We start from the raw sequence: 14,833 nt of genomic DNA on the forward strand, positions 1-14,833 counted from the left end.
GTCATCCTTCAAGAAACAGTCAAGACCTGCTTCAGATAGGGACGCGCCGGCCCGAGTTCCAGCCCGAAAATGCAAAGAAATGTGAAGTGTCTGTGTGCAGAGGCTGCCCCCGCGGCAGGGGCTACAGCGGGTGGCTTACCAGCTTGAAATCGGCGTCTTCTTCAAAGGTTTTGACGGTGAAGCCCAGGCTGCGCATGAGCTTGAGCATGCCGGGGTTGTGGGTGAGCACCAGGCCTTCGATTTCGCTCAGGCCTTTGTCGCGTGCCACGTCCATGATGGACATCATCAGCCGCGAGCCCAGGCCTTTGCCGGCAAACTCGTCTGCCACCACCAAAGAGAACTCACAACTCGATTTGTCAGGGTTGGTCACATAGCGCGACACACCGATGATGCGTTCGGTTTCCAGCATCTCACCGTCTTCGCCCGCAGTGCGGGTTTTGTGCACTGCGACCAGCGCCATTTCGCGGTCGTAATCAATCAGTGTGAAGCGGGCGAGCATGGCGGGGGGCAGCTCATGCATGCTGGAGACAAAGCGGAAGTAGCGACTCTCCTTGGAAAGGCCTTGCACCAGGTCCTGCAGCATCTGCGCGTCGTCCGGTTGCACCGGGCGCACGGTGTATTCACCGCCCCCGCGCATGGGCCAGAGTTGCTCGTACTGGGCGGGGTAGGGCAGTATGGAAAGGTGGTTGTAGTTGTGAACGCGGCTGCTGACGCCTTGCGGCGCGTTGTCGATGACGATGCGCGCATCCACCGCGAGCGCGCCATGTTCATCCACGATGATGGGGTTGATGTCCATCTCGCGCAGCTGGGGCAGCTCGCACACCATCTCGGAGATGCGCAGCAATATCTGCTCCAGCAGGTCGATGTTGGCGGGTGCGTTGTCGCGCCATTCACCCAAGGTCTCGGCCACGCGCGAGCGCTCGATGAGGCGGCGCGCCAGAAACTGGTTGAGCGGGGGCAGTTCCATGGCGCGGTCGTTGATTAACTCGATCATGGTGCCGCCGGCGCCGAAGGCAATGACCGGTCCGAACGGGTCATCCGTGACCAGTCCGATATAGATCTCACGGCCATGGCGGGAGCGCACCATGCTCTGCACCGTGACGCCGTTGATGCGCGCATCGGGGCGCAGGCGTTGCACGGTTTGCATCATGTCGTTGTAGGTGTCACGCACACCGGTGGCGTTCATGATGTTCAGCGCCACGCCGCCCACATCCGATTTGTGGCTGATGTCGGGCGAGTCGATCTTGAGCACTGCCGGAAAACCCAGCTGTGTGGCAATCATCATGGCCTCGTTGGCGCTGCGGGCCAGGATGGTACGGGTGACGGGAACGTGGAATGCCGAGAGCAGGGTCTTGGACTCCATCTCGGTAAGCACTTTGCGCCGCTCGGCCAGCACGCTTTCGATCACCAGGCGCGCGCCTTCAATGTCCGGCTTGGCCAGCGTGGAGAGCGGTGGTGGCGTTTGCTGCAAGAGCAGCTGGTTTTGATAGAACGAAGCGATGTTCCCGAAGGCGCCCACTGCGGCTTCCGGAGTTCTGAAGCTGGGTATCTCGGCGGCTTTCAGGATGCCACGTGCCGCGTTGACCGTGCTGTCGCCCATCCAACAGGAGAGCAAGGGTTTACCTATGGTTTTTTTGACCTCTGCCAGGGCGGTGGCCACCGCAGACGCGTCGTGGCCCGCTTTGGGCGAATAGATGGCCAACACGCCGTCTACGCCCCGGTCCTTGCCGGCAGCGTCCAGCGCTGCCTTGAAGTGTTCAGCGTCCGCTTCCTCCGACAGATCAATCAGATCCGTTAAGGAGGCCAACGGCGGGAGCAGGGGTTTGAGGGTTTCTGCGGTATTGGCAGAAAGCCTGCCGAGTTCCAGCTGGAGTTCGTTGATCCAGTCGGCGGCCAGCACGCCGGGGCCGCCCCCGTTGGTGACCAGTGCCAAGCGCTTGCCGACGGGGCGGTAGCGCGATGCCAGGCACTTGGCTGCCGAGAACAGCTCCACGAAAGAGCGCACCCGCACGGCGCCTGCGCGGCGCAGAGCAGCGTCGAACACATCGTCACTGCCCACTATGGCGCCGCTGTGGGTTTGGGCGGCCTCATTGCCGGCAGGGCGACGCCCGGCCTTGAGCACCACCACCGGTTTGGCGTTGGCAGCCATACGCAGGGCACTCATGAACCGGCGGGCATCCGAAATGCCCTCCATGTAGACCACGATGCTTTGGGTCTGTGCGTCATTGGCCAGAAAGTCGAGCACGTGCGCCAAATCCACGGAGGTGTGGGGGCCCAATGACACGACGGTGGAGAAGCCTACAGCGTTGTTGGCAGCCCAGTCCAGCATGGAAGAGGCCAGGGCGCCCGACTGCGACACCAGCGCCAGCGGCCCGCGGTGTGCCAAGGGGCCGGCGAGGCTGGCATTGAGCTGCAACTGCGGGCGTTGCAAGCCCAAAGAATTCGGGCCCAGCAGTTGCACGCCTTCCCGTTTGGCGATTTTGGCCAGGGATGCTGCCAGCTCTGCACTGATGCCACTGGACACAATCACTGCGGCTTTGCAGGCAATGCGCCCTGCAATTTCCAGCGCAGCGGTCAGATCCTCAGGTGGGAGGGCGATGACCGCCAGGTCTGCGCGCGATTGCGCCAGGTCTGCCAGGGTGCCGGTGCTGTGGATGTCCAGAAAACGCAGGAGGCCGGTAAATGTCTGGGCCTGCAGGGCGGCCACCAGCATGCATGCCTGAGGCGGCAGTTGCTCAGGTGCATCCACCTGCCCGGCAAACACGATGACCGATTGCGGGGTAAACAGAGGGGACAGGTAATGCTTTTCCATGGGGTGTGACTCCAGATTCAATCGGCGCCGATGAGGACTTTGACGTGCTCGGCCACGCTTCGGGCCAGCGGGTTCAGCACATAGCCGCCCTCCAGACAAGAGATGATGCGCCCCTGGCAATGCCGTTGGGCCACTGCCATCAGCTGTCGGGTGACCCAAGCATAGTCGGCATCGACCAGACCGAGGTTGCCCATATCGTCTTCACGGTGTGCGTCAAAGCCGGCCGAGATGTAGATGAGCTGCGGGGCAAAGGCGTCCAGCGCAGGCACCCACTGGGTGGCTACCGCCTCGCGGAATTTGTCGCTGCCCGAGCGTGCGGGCAGACCCACATTCATCATGTTGGGGCCCACGGCCTTCTCCCCGTTGTAGGGATAGAGTCCCTGCTCGAAAATGGAACACATGAGCACCCGTTCATCGCCGCGAAAAATGTCTTCACTGCCATTGCCGTGGTGCACATCGAAGTCAATCAAGGCCACGCGTTCCAGCCCGTGCACGTCCAGCGCATGGCGTATGCCGACGGCCACATTGTTGAAAAAGCAAAACCCCATGGCAGCCGAGCGTTCTGCATGGTGGCCCGGCGGGCGCACGCTGCAAAAAGCGGTGGGTACTTGCCCGCTGATGACCAGATCGGTGGCCTGCACGGCAGCCCCCGCCGCGCGCAAGGCCGCACGTACGGTGAAGGGGTTCATGTCGGTGTCCGGGTCCACCTTGTGGTAACCCTCTTTGGGAGACGCTTCCATCAGCTCATGCACATAGTTGATGGCGTGGGCCCGACCCAGCTGTGCTTCGGTGGCCAGCGGTGCGTCATAGGTGTTCATGTAGTCCAGCAGGCCGCGCAGCAGCAGCATGTCCTGGATGGCGCCCAAGCGTTCGGGGCACTCTGGGTGGTCCGGCCCCATTTCATGTCGGGCGCAGTCGGGGTGGGAAATAAAGGCGGGCAGCATCGCGTCTCCTGCATCTGGTTTTTTGCCAGTCTAGGCAGCCAAGCTGACACGAGTCTTGATGTGGGGCAATAAGGGCTGCATCAAGCCTTTACACAAGGTTCACCTACCGGCGACTTGATTTGCACAGACGCGACGCAAACTGTGCCTCGCAGGCGAACGCACCGACACAACCGCAAGGAGTTTGTAGCGATGAACAAAAGCATCTGGAAATGGGCACTGGTACTGGGTATGGTGGCCGGCAGTGCCGCGTGGGCTCAGCAGGAGCCGTCCCTCAACGAGATTTACGCCACCGCGCAGGCCGGCAAGCTGGAGCAGGCGCAGGTCATGGTGCAGCAGGTACTGGTTTCGCACCCCAACAGTGCCAAGGCCCACTATGTGCGCAGCGAGCTGTATGCCCGACAGGGCCAACTTGCCAGCGCACGTGAGTCGCTGGCCAAAGCGGAAAAATTGGCTCCCGGTCTGCCCTTTGCCAAACCCGAGGCGGTGCAGGCTTTGCGCAGCCAGCTCGCGGGCAGCCAGGGTAGCGCTGCGGTGGCTCATACCAACGCGGCTCCGGTGGCTTACAGCAGCCCCGCACCCTCCTCGTCAGGCGGCTGGGTGCTGCCAGTCCTGCTGGCCGGCGGCGTGATGGCTTTGGCGTTTTTTGCTTTCCGCCGCCGTACACCGGATGTGCAGGTGCTCCAGCCTGCTTATGGCTCCACCATGGGCGGAGGGTTGAGTGGCCCTCAGACTTTTGGCAGCCCCGCACCCAATACCTATGGTCCGCAGTCCTACGGCCCGACTTATGGTGCCGGGTATGGTCAAGCCCCTGGCAGTGGTCTGGGGAGCAAGATCATGGGCGGTGTTGCCACCGGGCTGGCGGTGGGCGCCGGCGTGATGGTGGCTGAGGCTATTGGCCGCAACCTCATGGGCGGGCACGACACGGTGCGTGAACAGTTCAACGTCGGTAACCCGATACCGGACAGCAGCCACCTGAACAATGACATCAACCGCGACATGGGCGGAGCAGATTTTGGTATCAACGACAGCACCACCTGGGACGACCCCGGAGTTTCCGGGGACTCGTCCTCGGATTGGGATACTTGAGTTGATACCATCGCGTCACTCATGACGCTCAAAGCCACCCCTCACTCTTCCTCCCGTTTCCCCCCTCGAATGGTCACCGCCAGCGCCTATGTGCTGGCGGGGGGGGTGTGCCTTGCGGTTCTGGTCTATGGCCTGCTGCCCGGCCTTTTGGCGGTATGCCTCGGATTCATGGCGACACAGGCCCTGAGCACCAGTCGCCGCTTGGGGCGCCTGCGGCCCAGTGCATTTGCGGCAGCAGCTTGGGTGATCATCGTTCCGCTGGTCGTGCTGGCATTGATTTTGTCCAACGCCAAAGGCATGGTCTTCGGTGCGGTTGCGCAGTACGAGGCCTTGCTTCACCATCTGGCGGGCACGGTGCTGGAAATCCGCCAGAAGTTGCCACCCAACCTGGCCGCCCACCTTCCTGATGAGCTCGTCGCTGCACAAGCCTGGCTGGCTGCCTACCTGCAGAGCCAGGCCCATGCGCTGACGGGCTTTGGCTCTGCCGGCCTGCAAGGCGGGCTTTTGGCCTACGTGGGCTTGGTTATCGGCGCGCTGATTGTGGGCTCGCCCGGTGCAGACAATCCAGCGCCTTTGCGTGCCGCCGCCCGTGCACGGGCCCGGTATTTCATCAGTGCGTTCCGGCAGATCGTGGTGGCCCAGTTCTGGATCGCCGCCTTCAATGCCGTGTGTACGGCGCTGTTTCTGTTCGGCGCTTTGCCCCTGGTGGACGTGCATATTCCCTACTCGGGCATGCTGGTGGCGCTGACGTTTTTTGCCGGACTGATCCCGATTGTCGGGAACCTCTTGTGTAACGGGGTACTGACGCTGGCCGGTGTATCGGTCGCGCCCATGGTGGGCTTGGCCTGCCTGATGTTTTTGATTGCCATCCACAAGTTCGAGTACGTGATCAACGCCAAAGTCGTAGGCAAGCGCACCGGCACCTCCGCATGGGAGTTGCTCACGGTGATGTTTGTGGGCGAAGCGATCTTCGGTGTCGCAGGCCTGGTGGCCGCGCCCCTGTATTACGCCTATATCAAGCGCGAATTGCTGGAAGTTGGCTTGGTCTGATTTTTTAATCTTTTAGGCTTGTAGCGCCGGTGGATGCAGTGCGAGTAGCTTCTCTTTTGATAGCGTGTTGAGGCCGCTGCACCCGCCCGTCGGCAGGATAGCTCACCGGAGGAGCCCATGTTTTCCCACATCTTCGTTGGCGTGAAGGATTTCGAGCGCGCCATGCGCTTCTACACCCCCGTGATGCAGGCGCTGGGCCAACAACAGCGCTTTGTGGACCGCAGCCGTCCCTGGGCCGGCTGGCAGACCGAAGGCGTGGCGCGGCCCTTGTTCCTTATCGGCAAGCCGTTTGAAGACGAGCATGCCGCGGGCAATGGGCAGATGACAGCCTTCCTGGCCGGTAGCCGTGCGCAGGTGGATGCGGTGTACCAAGCCGCGTTAGCCCACGGCGGCGGCAGTGAGGGTGCGCCGGGCCTGCGACCTGAGTACCACGCCCACTACTACGGGGCCTACTTTAGGGATACGGAAGGGAACAAGCTGTGTGTGGCTTGTCACGAGGTCGTGGCCTGAGTGACCCCCTGTTCCACTCAGGCAAACACCCCTGCGGTGTCTTGCATGCGCGCTGACACTTCACCCAGATGGTGCAGGGTGTCGCCAAAACTCAATTCCAGTTCGGTGAGCTTGCGGAAGTAGTGGCTCACGATGTACTCGTCCGTCACACCAATGCCGCCATGCAATTGCACCGCCTGCTGGCCGATGAAGCGCATGCTGGTGCCCAGCTGGTACTTGGCGCGGGCCATGGCGGCACGGCGTTCCGGTGCGGGTGCATTGAGCTTGAGGCTGGCATAAAAACTCATGGAGCGGGCCAGCTCCAGCTGCATCTTCATGTCGGCCATGCGATGGCGTAGCGCCTGGAAGCTGCTGATCGCCACCCCGAACTGCTTGCGGGTGTTCATGTACTCGGCGGTGATGTCCAGTGTCTTGTCCATCACGCCCACGGCCTCTGCGCAGGTGGCGGCAATGCCGATGTCCACTGCGTGTTCCAGCGCAGCCTGGCCTTGGGTGGTGATCAGGGTGGCAGGAGCATTTTTGAAGGCAACTTCAGCCGCGCGGCCACCGCCCTGGGTGTTGTAGCCCCGGGTGCTGACGCCCGCGGATTCGCGCTCCACCAAAAACAGGCCCATCACGCTGTTGACCTTGGCGGAGACGATGTACGCATCGGCCTTGTCGCCGGCAGCCACTATGCTTTTCGTAGCGTTCAGCACATAGCCACCGGGCGCCTGGTGCGCTTTTCCTGCAATGGCGTCCAGAGCGTAGCGGCTGCCGCGCTCCTGGTAGGCCAGTGTCACCAACTTTTCGCCGCTGGCCACACCGGGCAGCCAGGCGGTACGGGTGGCGGCATCCGCATAGCCTGCCAATACCGCACCGGCGATCAGGCTCTGCGCCAGAGGCTCCATCACCAAGCCGCGGCCCAGCTCTTCCATCACCACCATGCCTTCAATGGGGCCCATGCCCATGCCGCCGTCGTCTTCCGGCACATAGAGGCCGGTAAGTCCCAGCTCCGCCAGCTCGGCATAGGCGGCGGCATCAAAGCCACCGGCTTTCTCGGCCGCGCGGCGGCGATCGAAGGTGTAGCCCTTGTCAACGTATTTGCGCACCGCGTCGCGCAGTTGTTCCTGGTCGTCAGAAAAATCAAAGTCCATAACTCTCTCCAATAGTGAGCGAAGCTCGTTCTGGAGCCCCCTTCTGAGAGGGGGCTTGGGGGTGATCGTCTTGTCGGCTAGGCCCGGGTTGTCCTATGGCGCTAGCCAAGGACAACTTGGGCCACAATGTTTCGTTGCACCTCGTTGCTGCCGCCATAGATGGTGGTCTTGCGCAGGTTGAAGTAGGTGGATGACAAGGGCGCATTGCCCACCTCGCCGCCGGGGAAGTCGCCTTGCCAGCCGGCTTCCATGGCTTCACGGATGAGGGGCAGGGCAAATGGGCCGGCAGCCAGCATCATCAATTCGCTATAACGCTGCTGGATCTCGCTGCCACGGATCTTCAACAAGCCGGCAATGTCCAGCGAGTTCTTGCCGCTCTTCTCCGCCGACAGCACGCGCAGCACCAGCATCTCCAGGGCCACCACATCCACTTCCAGTTTGGCGATTTCATCGCGGAAACGGCTGTCTTCCCATACGCCTTCGCGCTTGGCGATGCGCTTGAGGCGCTCCAGCTCGCGCTTGGAGCGGTTGATGTCGGCAATGTTGGTGCGCTCGTGGCTGAGCAGGTGTTTGGCGTAGGTCCAGCCCTTGTTTTCTTCACCGATGAGGTTCTCCACCGGGACTTCCACGTTGTCAAAAAAGACTTCGTTCACCTCGTGGCCGCCGTCGAGCATGATGATGGGGCGCACCGTCACGCCGGGGCTCTTCATGTCGATCAGCAGGAAGCTGATGCCGGTTTGTGGCTTGCCTTCGTTGCTGGTGCGCACCAGGCAGAAGATCCACTCGCCGTATTGGCCCAGCGTGGTCCAGGTCTTCTGGCCGTTCACGATGTACTTGTTGCCCTGGCGCTCCGCGCGGGTCTTGACTGAAGCCAGGTCTGAACCGGAACCCGGTTCGCTGTAGCCCTGGCTCCACCACACTTCACCGCTGGCAATGCCGGGCAGGAAGCGCTGCTGCTGTTCGGCATTGCCAAAGGCCATGATGACCGGCGCCACCATCACCGGGCCGAAGGGGATGACCCTTGGCGCACCGGCGAGCGCGCATTCTTCTTCAAACAAATGCTTTTGGATGGCCGTCCAGCCGGGGCCGCCAAATTCCTTGGGCCAGCCGAAACCCAGCCAGCCTTTGGCGCCCAAAATTTTGGCCCACCGCTGGTGGTCTTCGCGGGTCAGCTCCAGGGCGTTGTGTACTTTGTGGGCGATGTCGGCGGGCAGGTGGGAAGTCACCCAAGCGCGCACCTCCTCGCGGAAAGCCTGTTCCTCAGGCGTGAATGCCAGATCCATTGCAGTCTCCTCGGTCTCGTTATCAGGTTCAGCTGAACTCTATCTTGAGTTTTAGCACGGTCGTTCGTTTATTCTTGTCCAGGTGGTGACATTCCGAGTTCGGCGCACAGTTTTAGTACGGTGGCGCGCAGGTCGGCTACCTCCGCTTCCAGTTGCGTTACACGGGCCTGAAGCTCCACGTTGGCCGGGCCCGTTACGGCGCCGGACCGGCTGCCCAGTGCCGCGCTGGCGTCCACCGGCCCGCACAGCAGGTGGGCCCAACGTTGTTCGCGGGCACCAGGTGCGCGGTCCAGCTTGATGACCAGGGGGCCGCCTTTTTCTTCACTGCGTTCTTGCAGCTCGTCCAGAAACGCTTCGACCGACGAGGTGTCGGCAAAACGGTACCAGCGCTCTGCATTCAAGCGCAGTTCGGCCGCGGTCTGCGGGCCGCGCAGCATCAAGAGGCCCAGCAGCACCGCGCTTTGCTCGGGCACACCGATGCCGCGTTGGGCGTTGTGGGTGAACTTGACGGCGCGTCCGCCGCTGGTTTCATGCACCAAACCGGCTTCGCGCAGGCTGTCGACGGCGCTGCTGACTTCGGATTCGCTCAGCTCCATCAGCGGCTCCCGGCTGGTCTTTTGGTTGCAGCCCAGCAACAGGCTGTTCAGGGTAAGCGGATAGCTGTCGGGCACCGTGCGGGCTTTTTCCATCAGGGTGGCCAGCACGCGGGCTTCGACAGGGGTGAGCAGGAGGGGGGTGGTCATAATTCAGCCAGTTATGAAAAACATCGTGATTTTGATCTCTGGCGGTGGCTCCAACATGGCTGCCATCGTGCGCGCATCCCAAAAAGAAGACTGGGCAGGCCGGTATGGCGCCCGGGTGGCTGCCGTTGTCAGCAACAAAGGCACTGCAGGCGGCCTGGTGTTTGCCAAGGAGCAGGGCCTGAATATCCATGTGCTGGACCATAAAACCTATGCCGACCGCGAAGCGTTTGATGCCGCCCTGGCGGAGGTGATCAACCTCTATGACACGCCGCAGGAACCCGTACTGGTGGTGCTGGCCGGGTTTATGCGCATTCTCACCGCGGGCTTCGTGGGGAGGTATGCAGGGCGACTGGTGAACATTCACCCCTCGCTCTTGCCGGCTTTTGGCGGCTTGAACACGCACCAACGGGCGCTGGATGCCGGTTGCAAATTTGCCGGTGCCACCGTGCACCTGGTGACGCCTGAGCTGGACCATGGACCGATCCTGGAGCAGGCCGTGGTGCCGGTGTTGCCTGGCGATACAGCAGACACCCTGGCCGCCCGGGTGCTCACGCAGGAGCACCGCATTTACCCCCGGGCGGTTGCAGAATTGCTATCAAAAAAGTAGCTGCCAGCGCACATTCCGTTTGCGCTAGCAGCACTTTTTATGCTGAAGCGCTGAGCAGACTGCTTGTGCTTCCGCCCAGACCCTGCGCGACTTGGGCATAGATCTGCTTGGCAAGGTTGGCAATCACAGCACTGGTTTTGCTGTCATCCGTGCCGGTGGCAGATGCAGACGACGTGCTGTCTGACCCGGAATCGCTGTCATTTCCCGACAGCGACGCCACCGCGTTCTTGATTTCTCCCACCAAGCGCTCAATCTCTGACACCGTGCCGTCCTGGTTGGTGTCCAAGGGGTCGTAGGTCGCACTGCTGCTGGACTCTGTTTTCCCGGCACCGCCATGCCCGCCACCGGGGGGCGGTCCACCGGGGTCCTGCGCACCTTGTGTGCCACTGCTGCCTCGGGAATCCTCAGGTGGCTGGGGCCGGCCGGCATCGAACTCCGCTTGCGACAGGGAGCCACTGCCGTCGGTGTCGAGCTGGCTGAAATTCTGGCTGACATCCTGACCCGTGTCCGACTTGATCTTGTCGGTCAACACTTGCAGCTCGTCCTTGCTGACGGAGCCGTCGCCATCGGTATCAACCTTGGCGAACAGGTCGTCCTGGCTGCCATTGCTGCCACCCATGCCCCGGGACTGGGCGAAGTCCATGGTCGAGGGCGGAGGCGGCATCAGGTCTTTCATGCCCTTGTCCAGCTCGTCGCCGGAGAGGCTGCCGTCGGAGTTGCTGTCCATTTGGGTGAACAGTTCTTTGCTGTCGCCCAGATTGGTGCCTGTTTTGCTGGCGATATCGCTCAACATGCTGCTGAGTTCGGTCTGGTCGACGCTGCCACTGCTGTCGGTGTCGACCTTGGCGAACATCTTCGCCTGGTGCTGGGCCCGTTGCGCACTGACCGCGGCCCAGGCACTGCTGGAACCGCTGACCCCGCTGATGGTGCTCATGGTCATTTCCTTTCTCGGTAGGTGGGTGAAGTGCCACCCGGAACCCCAAGAGCCGAGCGACAGCTTGATTCTTGAAAGCGGAGGTATCGCCGGTTTGTCGGCTTTGTACCGGGCTTGATACAAAAGGCGGTTTCAAGCGTTGAGAAGCGGGCCGCACACCTGCCAATTCAGGGCTTTGCGAGGCGGGTGGTTTTCTACACTGAGCGGGCCGAAGGGACTGTCCATGCATACCAAGATATCCATCCTCATCGTTGACGACGACGCCGAAATCACCGAGCTGTTGGGCGAATACCTCAGCCGATTCAACTTCGAGGTACACACGGCTTGCGACGCAGACAGCATGCGTGCCCAGTTGGCCCGCCATGCGGTGAATCTAGTAGTGCTGGATGTGATGCTGCCCGGTACGGATGGTCTTACCTTGTCCCGCGAAATCCGGGAACGCTCCCAGATCCCGGTGATCATGCTCACCGCCCGGACCACCACGTTTGACCGCATCATGGGGCTGGAAAACGGCGCGGACGACTATATGGGCAAACCCTTTGAGCCGCGTGAGCTGGTCGCCCGTATCCACACCGTGCTGCGTCGTACGCAAGGTGTCAAAGAGGCTTCTCCCAATGTGGCACGCAGTGATGTGGTCTGCTTTGACGGATGGGAGCTGCACCGTGAGGAACGCACGCTGGTGTCGCCCTCCGGATTGGTGGTGGCCCTGTCGAATGCCGAATTCCGGCTCCTGAATACCTTTTTGCAGACGCCCCGCCGTTTGTTCAGCCGTGACCAGCTGATGGAGCAGGCACGCGGCCGGGCCATGGACGCGTTTGAACGCAGCATCGACCTGCTGGTGTCCCGCTTGCGGCAGAAGCTGGCGGATGACCCCGACGAGCCTTCCATGATCAAAACCGTGCGCGGAGCGGGCTATATGTTCAATGTGCAGTCGGTGCAAGGGCGGATGGCTTGGCGGGTATGAGGGCCTCGACGGCATGGCTGGCACGATGGAAGGGGATGGCCGCGCGTTGCGTGCCGGATACCTTGTTCGGACGTCTCGCGTTGCTATTGGCTGTGGCGGTGCTCAGTAGCCATGTGCTGGCATTGACCCTGCTGTTTGAAATGCGGCCCGACTTCAAGCCGGGTTTTCCTCCGCGTGGCGCACCCGGTGAGCAGATGTCATTTGCCACACCTATTGCGGATGCTGGCACGGGATTACAGGGTCAAGCACTGCCGGAGCCTCCTCCTCATCCCGGACCGGGGTCCCACGGTGGTCCGCCGCCTGCCGGAATTCTGCTGGACATCGGGGTGCGTTTGGGGGCCTTGCTTTTGGCGGCTTGGGTGGGGGCGCGCTGGCTCTCCGACCCGGTGCGCCGGCTTGCCGGTGCTGCCCGTGAGTTGGGCCATAACATCCACCGAGCGCCCTTGCCTGAGACAGGCACCCTGGAGTGCCGCGAAGCCACGCAGGTGTTCAACCAGATGCAGCAGCACATCTGTGCGCAGCTCGAGCAGCGCGACCAGTTCGTCGCTGCGGTTTCGCATGATTTGCGCACGCCGCTTACCCGCTTGGCGCTGCGGGCAGAGTCATTGGGCGACGAGGTGGAGCGGCAGCGCTTTGCCAAAGACATTGCCGAGATGGATGCCATGATCCGCGCGACCTTGGACTATCTGCGGGGGGCGGCAGAGGCGGAGCCTTGGGTGCCGTTGGACATGGGTTCGCTGGTCAGCAGCCTCGCGCATGACCAGCAGGACTGTGGTCACGACGTGTCCGTGGAGGCCACTGCTTTGCAGGGGTTTCCCCCCGTGCGCACCCAAGCCAGCGCACTGCGACGATGCCTCAACAACCTGCTGGACAACGCCGTGCGCTACGGCGGTGGGGTCAAGGTGCAATTGGAACTAGCAGACAAAACTCTGCGGGTGCTGGTGCGGGACCGGGGCCCCGGCATTCCCGAAGGCGAACTCACCAAGGTCTTGCAGCCTTTCTACCGGGTGGAAAGCTCGCGCAATAGGCATACCGGCGGGGTTGGCTTGGGCCTGGCCGCAGCCCATGACATTGCCCGGCAGCACGGTGGTAGCCTGCTACTGCGAAACCTCCCGCATGGTGGCTTGGAGGCCGAGTTGGCCTTGCCAGTCATCTGAAGACGCTATCAAATCAGGAGCTGCTTGCGCATATCCCGCGGGCGCTAGAGGTTATTCAGCCATCAATCCTGGTGAAACGGGGCTGCGCTACCCCCTCAATCACCACCGTTTCCAGAAACATCGCTGCGGGTCGGACCCAGAGGCCTTGTTCGCCATAAAGCGCGCGATACAGCGTCATGGGTTCACAGGTTTCGCTGTGGCACACCGTGTCCAGCACCTGGTATTCCATGCCCTTGTAATGGCGATAGCGGCCGGGCGGGGTGATCACGAGAGGGGGTAGTTTTTCATCGAACATGGGACAATACTAGGTTATGCATCCAAAAGCCCTGCTTGAAGCCTGTACCGAACTGGTCCGGCTCACCCTCAAATTCGACCACCCTGCAGACGCTATCGTCTCCCGTTTCTTCCGTGACAACCGCGGCTTGGGACCGCGTGAGCGTGCCACATTGGCTGAAACGGTGTACACCGTCCTCCGGAAAAAACTGCTGTTTGACCACCTTGCTCCTTCCGGAAGCGGCCCCAAAGAGCGCCGTCTGGCCATTCTGGGCTTTTATGGCCCCGGCGATTTCCTGCGTAGCGCATTGACTGACCAGGAAAAGCGCTGGCTGGACCAGTGCGAAGCCGTCAAGCCTGACGACCTGATGGAGCGCCATCGCCACAACCTGCCGGAGTGGCTGGTGCAGCCCCTGAAAGATCAGCTGGGGGATGGTTTTTGGCCTCTGGTCGAAAACCTGAATCTGGGCGCTGGCTTGGATTTGCGCGTTAACGCCCTCAAGGCCAAGCGTGCAGATGTACAAAAAGAACTGCAGCAAGCCGGCATCAAGGCTGTGCCCACGCCGTTCTCTCCCTTGGGGCTGCGCATTGCCGGCAAGCCGGCCCTGAACAAGAACGAAGCCTTCCTGCGTGGTGACTTTGAAGTGCAGGACGAAGGCTCCCAGCTCCTGGCTATGCTGGTCGACGCCAAGCGCGGCGAGATGGTGGTGGACTTCTGCGCAGGCGCCGGTGGCAAGACATTGGCGCTGGGCGCCGCCATGCGCAGCACCGGGCGCCTGTACGCCTTCGACACATCCGCGCACCGCTTGGACGCGCTCAAGCCCCGTATGGCCCGCAGCGGTTTGTCCAACGTACATCCTGCAGCGATTGCCCATGAGCGCGACGACCGCGTGAAGCGCCTCTCCGGCAAGCTGGATCGCGTGTTGGTAGATGCGCCGTGCACCGGACTGGGAACTTTGCGCCGCAATCCGGACCTTAAATGGCGCCAAACCATGGCAGGCGTGGAAGAAATGGCAGTGAAGCAAGCCGCCATCCTTCAAAGCGCTTCCCGCATGGTGAAGTCCGGCGGGCGCTTGGTCTACGCAACTTGCAGCGTCTTGCCACAAGAGAACGAGGCGATTGCGGATGCGTTTTCCGCGGCCAACCCGGAATTTGTGCCCTTGTCCGCAGGGGAAGTCCTTGCCAACCTCAAGGTTGAAAATGCACCAAGCCTGTGCAGCGGGGGCAATAACGGACAGTTGTATCTGCGTTTGTGGCCACATTTGCATCAAACCGACGGATTTTTCGCAGCGGTTTGGCAAAAGAAGTGAATCTTTTGACGAAAGTTAATGTTTTTT

General features: G+C 61.8%; 14 protein-coding genes. 7 read left to right on the forward strand and 7 right to left on the reverse strand.

The window, feature by feature from the left end; translation table 11 throughout:
* Positions 1-121: 121 nt before the first annotated feature.
* Positions 122-2,812: a bifunctional acetate--CoA ligase family protein/GNAT family N-acetyltransferase gene (locus tag RAN89_RS08360; RefSeq protein ID WP_313869126.1), complete on the reverse strand. Its 2,691-nt coding sequence runs from the start codon at positions 2,810-2,812 to the stop codon at positions 122-124.
* Between the two features lie 17 nt (positions 2,813-2,829).
* On the reverse strand, positions 2,830-3,756 hold the full coding sequence (locus tag RAN89_RS08365; protein ID WP_313869127.1) for a histone deacetylase family protein: 927 nt from the start codon (positions 3,754-3,756) through the stop codon (positions 2,830-2,832).
* Between the two features lie 189 nt (positions 3,757-3,945).
* On the opposite strand from RAN89_RS08365, the gene RAN89_RS08370 reads away from it, so the two are divergent.
* From RAN89_RS08370 to RAN89_RS08380, 3 genes are all read left to right on the forward strand, one after another.
* Positions 3,946-4,842 carry a tetratricopeptide repeat protein gene (locus RAN89_RS08370; protein ID WP_313869128.1) on the forward strand — a complete coding sequence of 299 codons (897 nt, stop codon included), beginning with the start codon at positions 3,946-3,948 and terminating at the stop codon, positions 4,840-4,842.
* Between the two features lie 21 nt (positions 4,843-4,863).
* Entirely contained in the window at positions 4,864-5,892 is a 1,029-nt protein-coding gene (locus RAN89_RS08375) for an AI-2E family transporter (protein WP_313869129.1), read from the forward strand.
* Positions 5,893-6,009: 117 nt separating this feature from the next.
* Positions 6,010-6,402 carry a VOC family protein gene (locus tag RAN89_RS08380; protein ID WP_313869130.1) on the forward strand — a complete coding sequence of 131 codons (393 nt, stop codon included), beginning with the start codon at positions 6,010-6,012 and terminating at the stop codon, positions 6,400-6,402.
* A gap of 17 nt (positions 6,403-6,419) precedes the next feature.
* On the opposite strand, the gene RAN89_RS08385 is transcribed toward RAN89_RS08380, so the two are convergent.
* The 3 genes from RAN89_RS08385 to RAN89_RS08395 form a co-directional block, all read right to left on the reverse strand.
* The gene (locus RAN89_RS08385; RefSeq protein ID WP_313869131.1) at positions 6,420-7,535 is read right to left on the reverse strand and encodes an acyl-CoA dehydrogenase family protein; all 1,116 of its coding nucleotides are present in this window, start codon (positions 7,533-7,535) and stop codon (positions 6,420-6,422) included.
* A gap of 101 nt (positions 7,536-7,636) precedes the next feature.
* Positions 7,637-8,818 carry an acyl-CoA dehydrogenase family protein gene (locus RAN89_RS08390; protein WP_313869132.1) on the reverse strand — a complete coding sequence of 394 codons (1,182 nt, stop codon included), beginning with the start codon at positions 8,816-8,818 and terminating at the stop codon, positions 7,637-7,639.
* Between the two features lie 68 nt (positions 8,819-8,886).
* A complete protein-coding gene (locus tag RAN89_RS08395) occupies positions 8,887-9,561 on the reverse strand; it encodes a YceH family protein (protein WP_313869133.1) in 675 nt (224 codons plus the stop codon).
* A gap of 13 nt (positions 9,562-9,574) precedes the next feature.
* On the opposite strand from RAN89_RS08395, the gene purN reads away from it, so the two are divergent.
* Positions 9,575-10,168: a phosphoribosylglycinamide formyltransferase gene (gene purN / locus RAN89_RS08400; protein ID WP_313869134.1), complete on the forward strand. Its 594-nt coding sequence runs from the start codon at positions 9,575-9,577 to the stop codon at positions 10,166-10,168.
* 37 nt (positions 10,169-10,205) lie between these two features.
* Here the strand turns inward: purN and xopAW are convergent, their stop codons facing one another.
* A complete protein-coding gene (gene xopAW, locus RAN89_RS08405; RefSeq protein ID WP_313869135.1) occupies positions 10,206-11,102 on the reverse strand; it encodes an EF-hand domain-containing protein in 897 nt (298 codons plus the stop codon).
* Positions 11,103-11,325: 223 nt separating this feature from the next.
* Here xopAW and RAN89_RS08410 point away from each other — a divergent pair, with 223 nt between their 5' ends.
* Positions 11,326-12,066: a response regulator gene (locus tag RAN89_RS08410; RefSeq protein ID WP_313869136.1), complete on the forward strand. Its 741-nt coding sequence runs from the start codon at positions 11,326-11,328 to the stop codon at positions 12,064-12,066.
* 35 nt (positions 12,067-12,101) lie between these two features.
* A complete protein-coding gene (locus RAN89_RS08415) occupies positions 12,102-13,223 on the forward strand; it encodes an ATP-binding protein (protein WP_313869137.1) in 1,122 nt (373 codons plus the stop codon).
* A 55-nt stretch (positions 13,224-13,278) separates the two neighbouring features.
* On the opposite strand, the gene RAN89_RS08420 is transcribed toward RAN89_RS08415, so the two are convergent.
* Positions 13,279-13,518, reverse strand: coding sequence for a DUF1653 domain-containing protein (locus tag RAN89_RS08420; RefSeq protein ID WP_313869138.1), 240 nt, complete (start codon positions 13,516-13,518; stop codon positions 13,279-13,281).
* Between the two features lie 16 nt (positions 13,519-13,534).
* Here RAN89_RS08420 and RAN89_RS08425 point away from each other — a divergent pair, with 16 nt between their 5' ends.
* The gene (locus RAN89_RS08425) at positions 13,535-14,806 is read left to right on the forward strand and encodes an RsmB/NOP family class I SAM-dependent RNA methyltransferase (RefSeq protein WP_313869139.1); all 1,272 of its coding nucleotides are present in this window, start codon (positions 13,535-13,537) and stop codon (positions 14,804-14,806) included.
* The last annotated feature ends 27 nt before the right edge of the window (positions 14,807-14,833 follow it).

Source organism: Rhodoferax mekongensis, assembly GCF_032191775.1.
In the GTDB taxonomy this organism is placed as follows: Bacteria; Pseudomonadota; Gammaproteobacteria; order Burkholderiales; family Burkholderiaceae_C; genus Allorhodoferax; species Allorhodoferax mekongensis.

Bases quoted from the DNA above. Each gene is read 5' to 3' on its own strand.
- RAN89_RS08385 (WP_313869131.1), bottom strand. From the start codon at position 7,535: ATGGACTTTGATTTTTCTGACGACCAGGAACAACTGCGCGACGCGGTG.
- RAN89_RS08420 (WP_313869138.1), bottom strand. From the start codon at position 13,518: ATGTTCGATGAAAAACTACCCCCTCTCGTGATCACCCCGCCCGGCCGC.
- RAN89_RS08395 (WP_313869133.1), bottom strand. From the start codon at position 9,561: ATGACCACCCCCCTCCTGCTCACCCCTGTCGAAGCCCGCGTGCTGGCC.
- xopAW (WP_313869135.1), bottom strand. From the start codon at position 11,102: ATGAGCACCATCAGCGGGGTCAGCGGTTCCAGCAGTGCCTGGGCCGCG.
- RAN89_RS08415 (WP_313869137.1), top strand. From the start codon at position 12,102: ATGGCCGCGCGTTGCGTGCCGGATACCTTGTTCGGACGTCTCGCGTTG.
- RAN89_RS08390 (WP_313869132.1), bottom strand. From the start codon at position 8,818: ATGGATCTGGCATTCACGCCTGAGGAACAGGCTTTCCGCGAGGAGGTG.
- RAN89_RS08365 (WP_313869127.1), bottom strand. From the start codon at position 3,756: ATGCTGCCCGCCTTTATTTCCCACCCCGACTGCGCCCGACATGAAATG.
- RAN89_RS08370 (WP_313869128.1), top strand. From the start codon at position 3,946: ATGAACAAAAGCATCTGGAAATGGGCACTGGTACTGGGTATGGTGGCC.
- RAN89_RS08360 (WP_313869126.1), bottom strand. From the start codon at position 2,812: ATGGAAAAGCATTACCTGTCCCCTCTGTTTACCCCGCAATCGGTCATC.
- purN (WP_313869134.1), top strand. From the start codon at position 9,575: ATGAAAAACATCGTGATTTTGATCTCTGGCGGTGGCTCCAACATGGCT.
- RAN89_RS08380 (WP_313869130.1), top strand. From the start codon at position 6,010: ATGTTTTCCCACATCTTCGTTGGCGTGAAGGATTTCGAGCGCGCCATG.
- RAN89_RS08425 (WP_313869139.1), top strand. From the start codon at position 13,535: ATGCATCCAAAAGCCCTGCTTGAAGCCTGTACCGAACTGGTCCGGCTC.
- RAN89_RS08375 (WP_313869129.1), top strand. From the start codon at position 4,864: ATGACGCTCAAAGCCACCCCTCACTCTTCCTCCCGTTTCCCCCCTCGA.
- RAN89_RS08410 (WP_313869136.1), top strand. From the start codon at position 11,326: ATGCATACCAAGATATCCATCCTCATCGTTGACGACGACGCCGAAATC.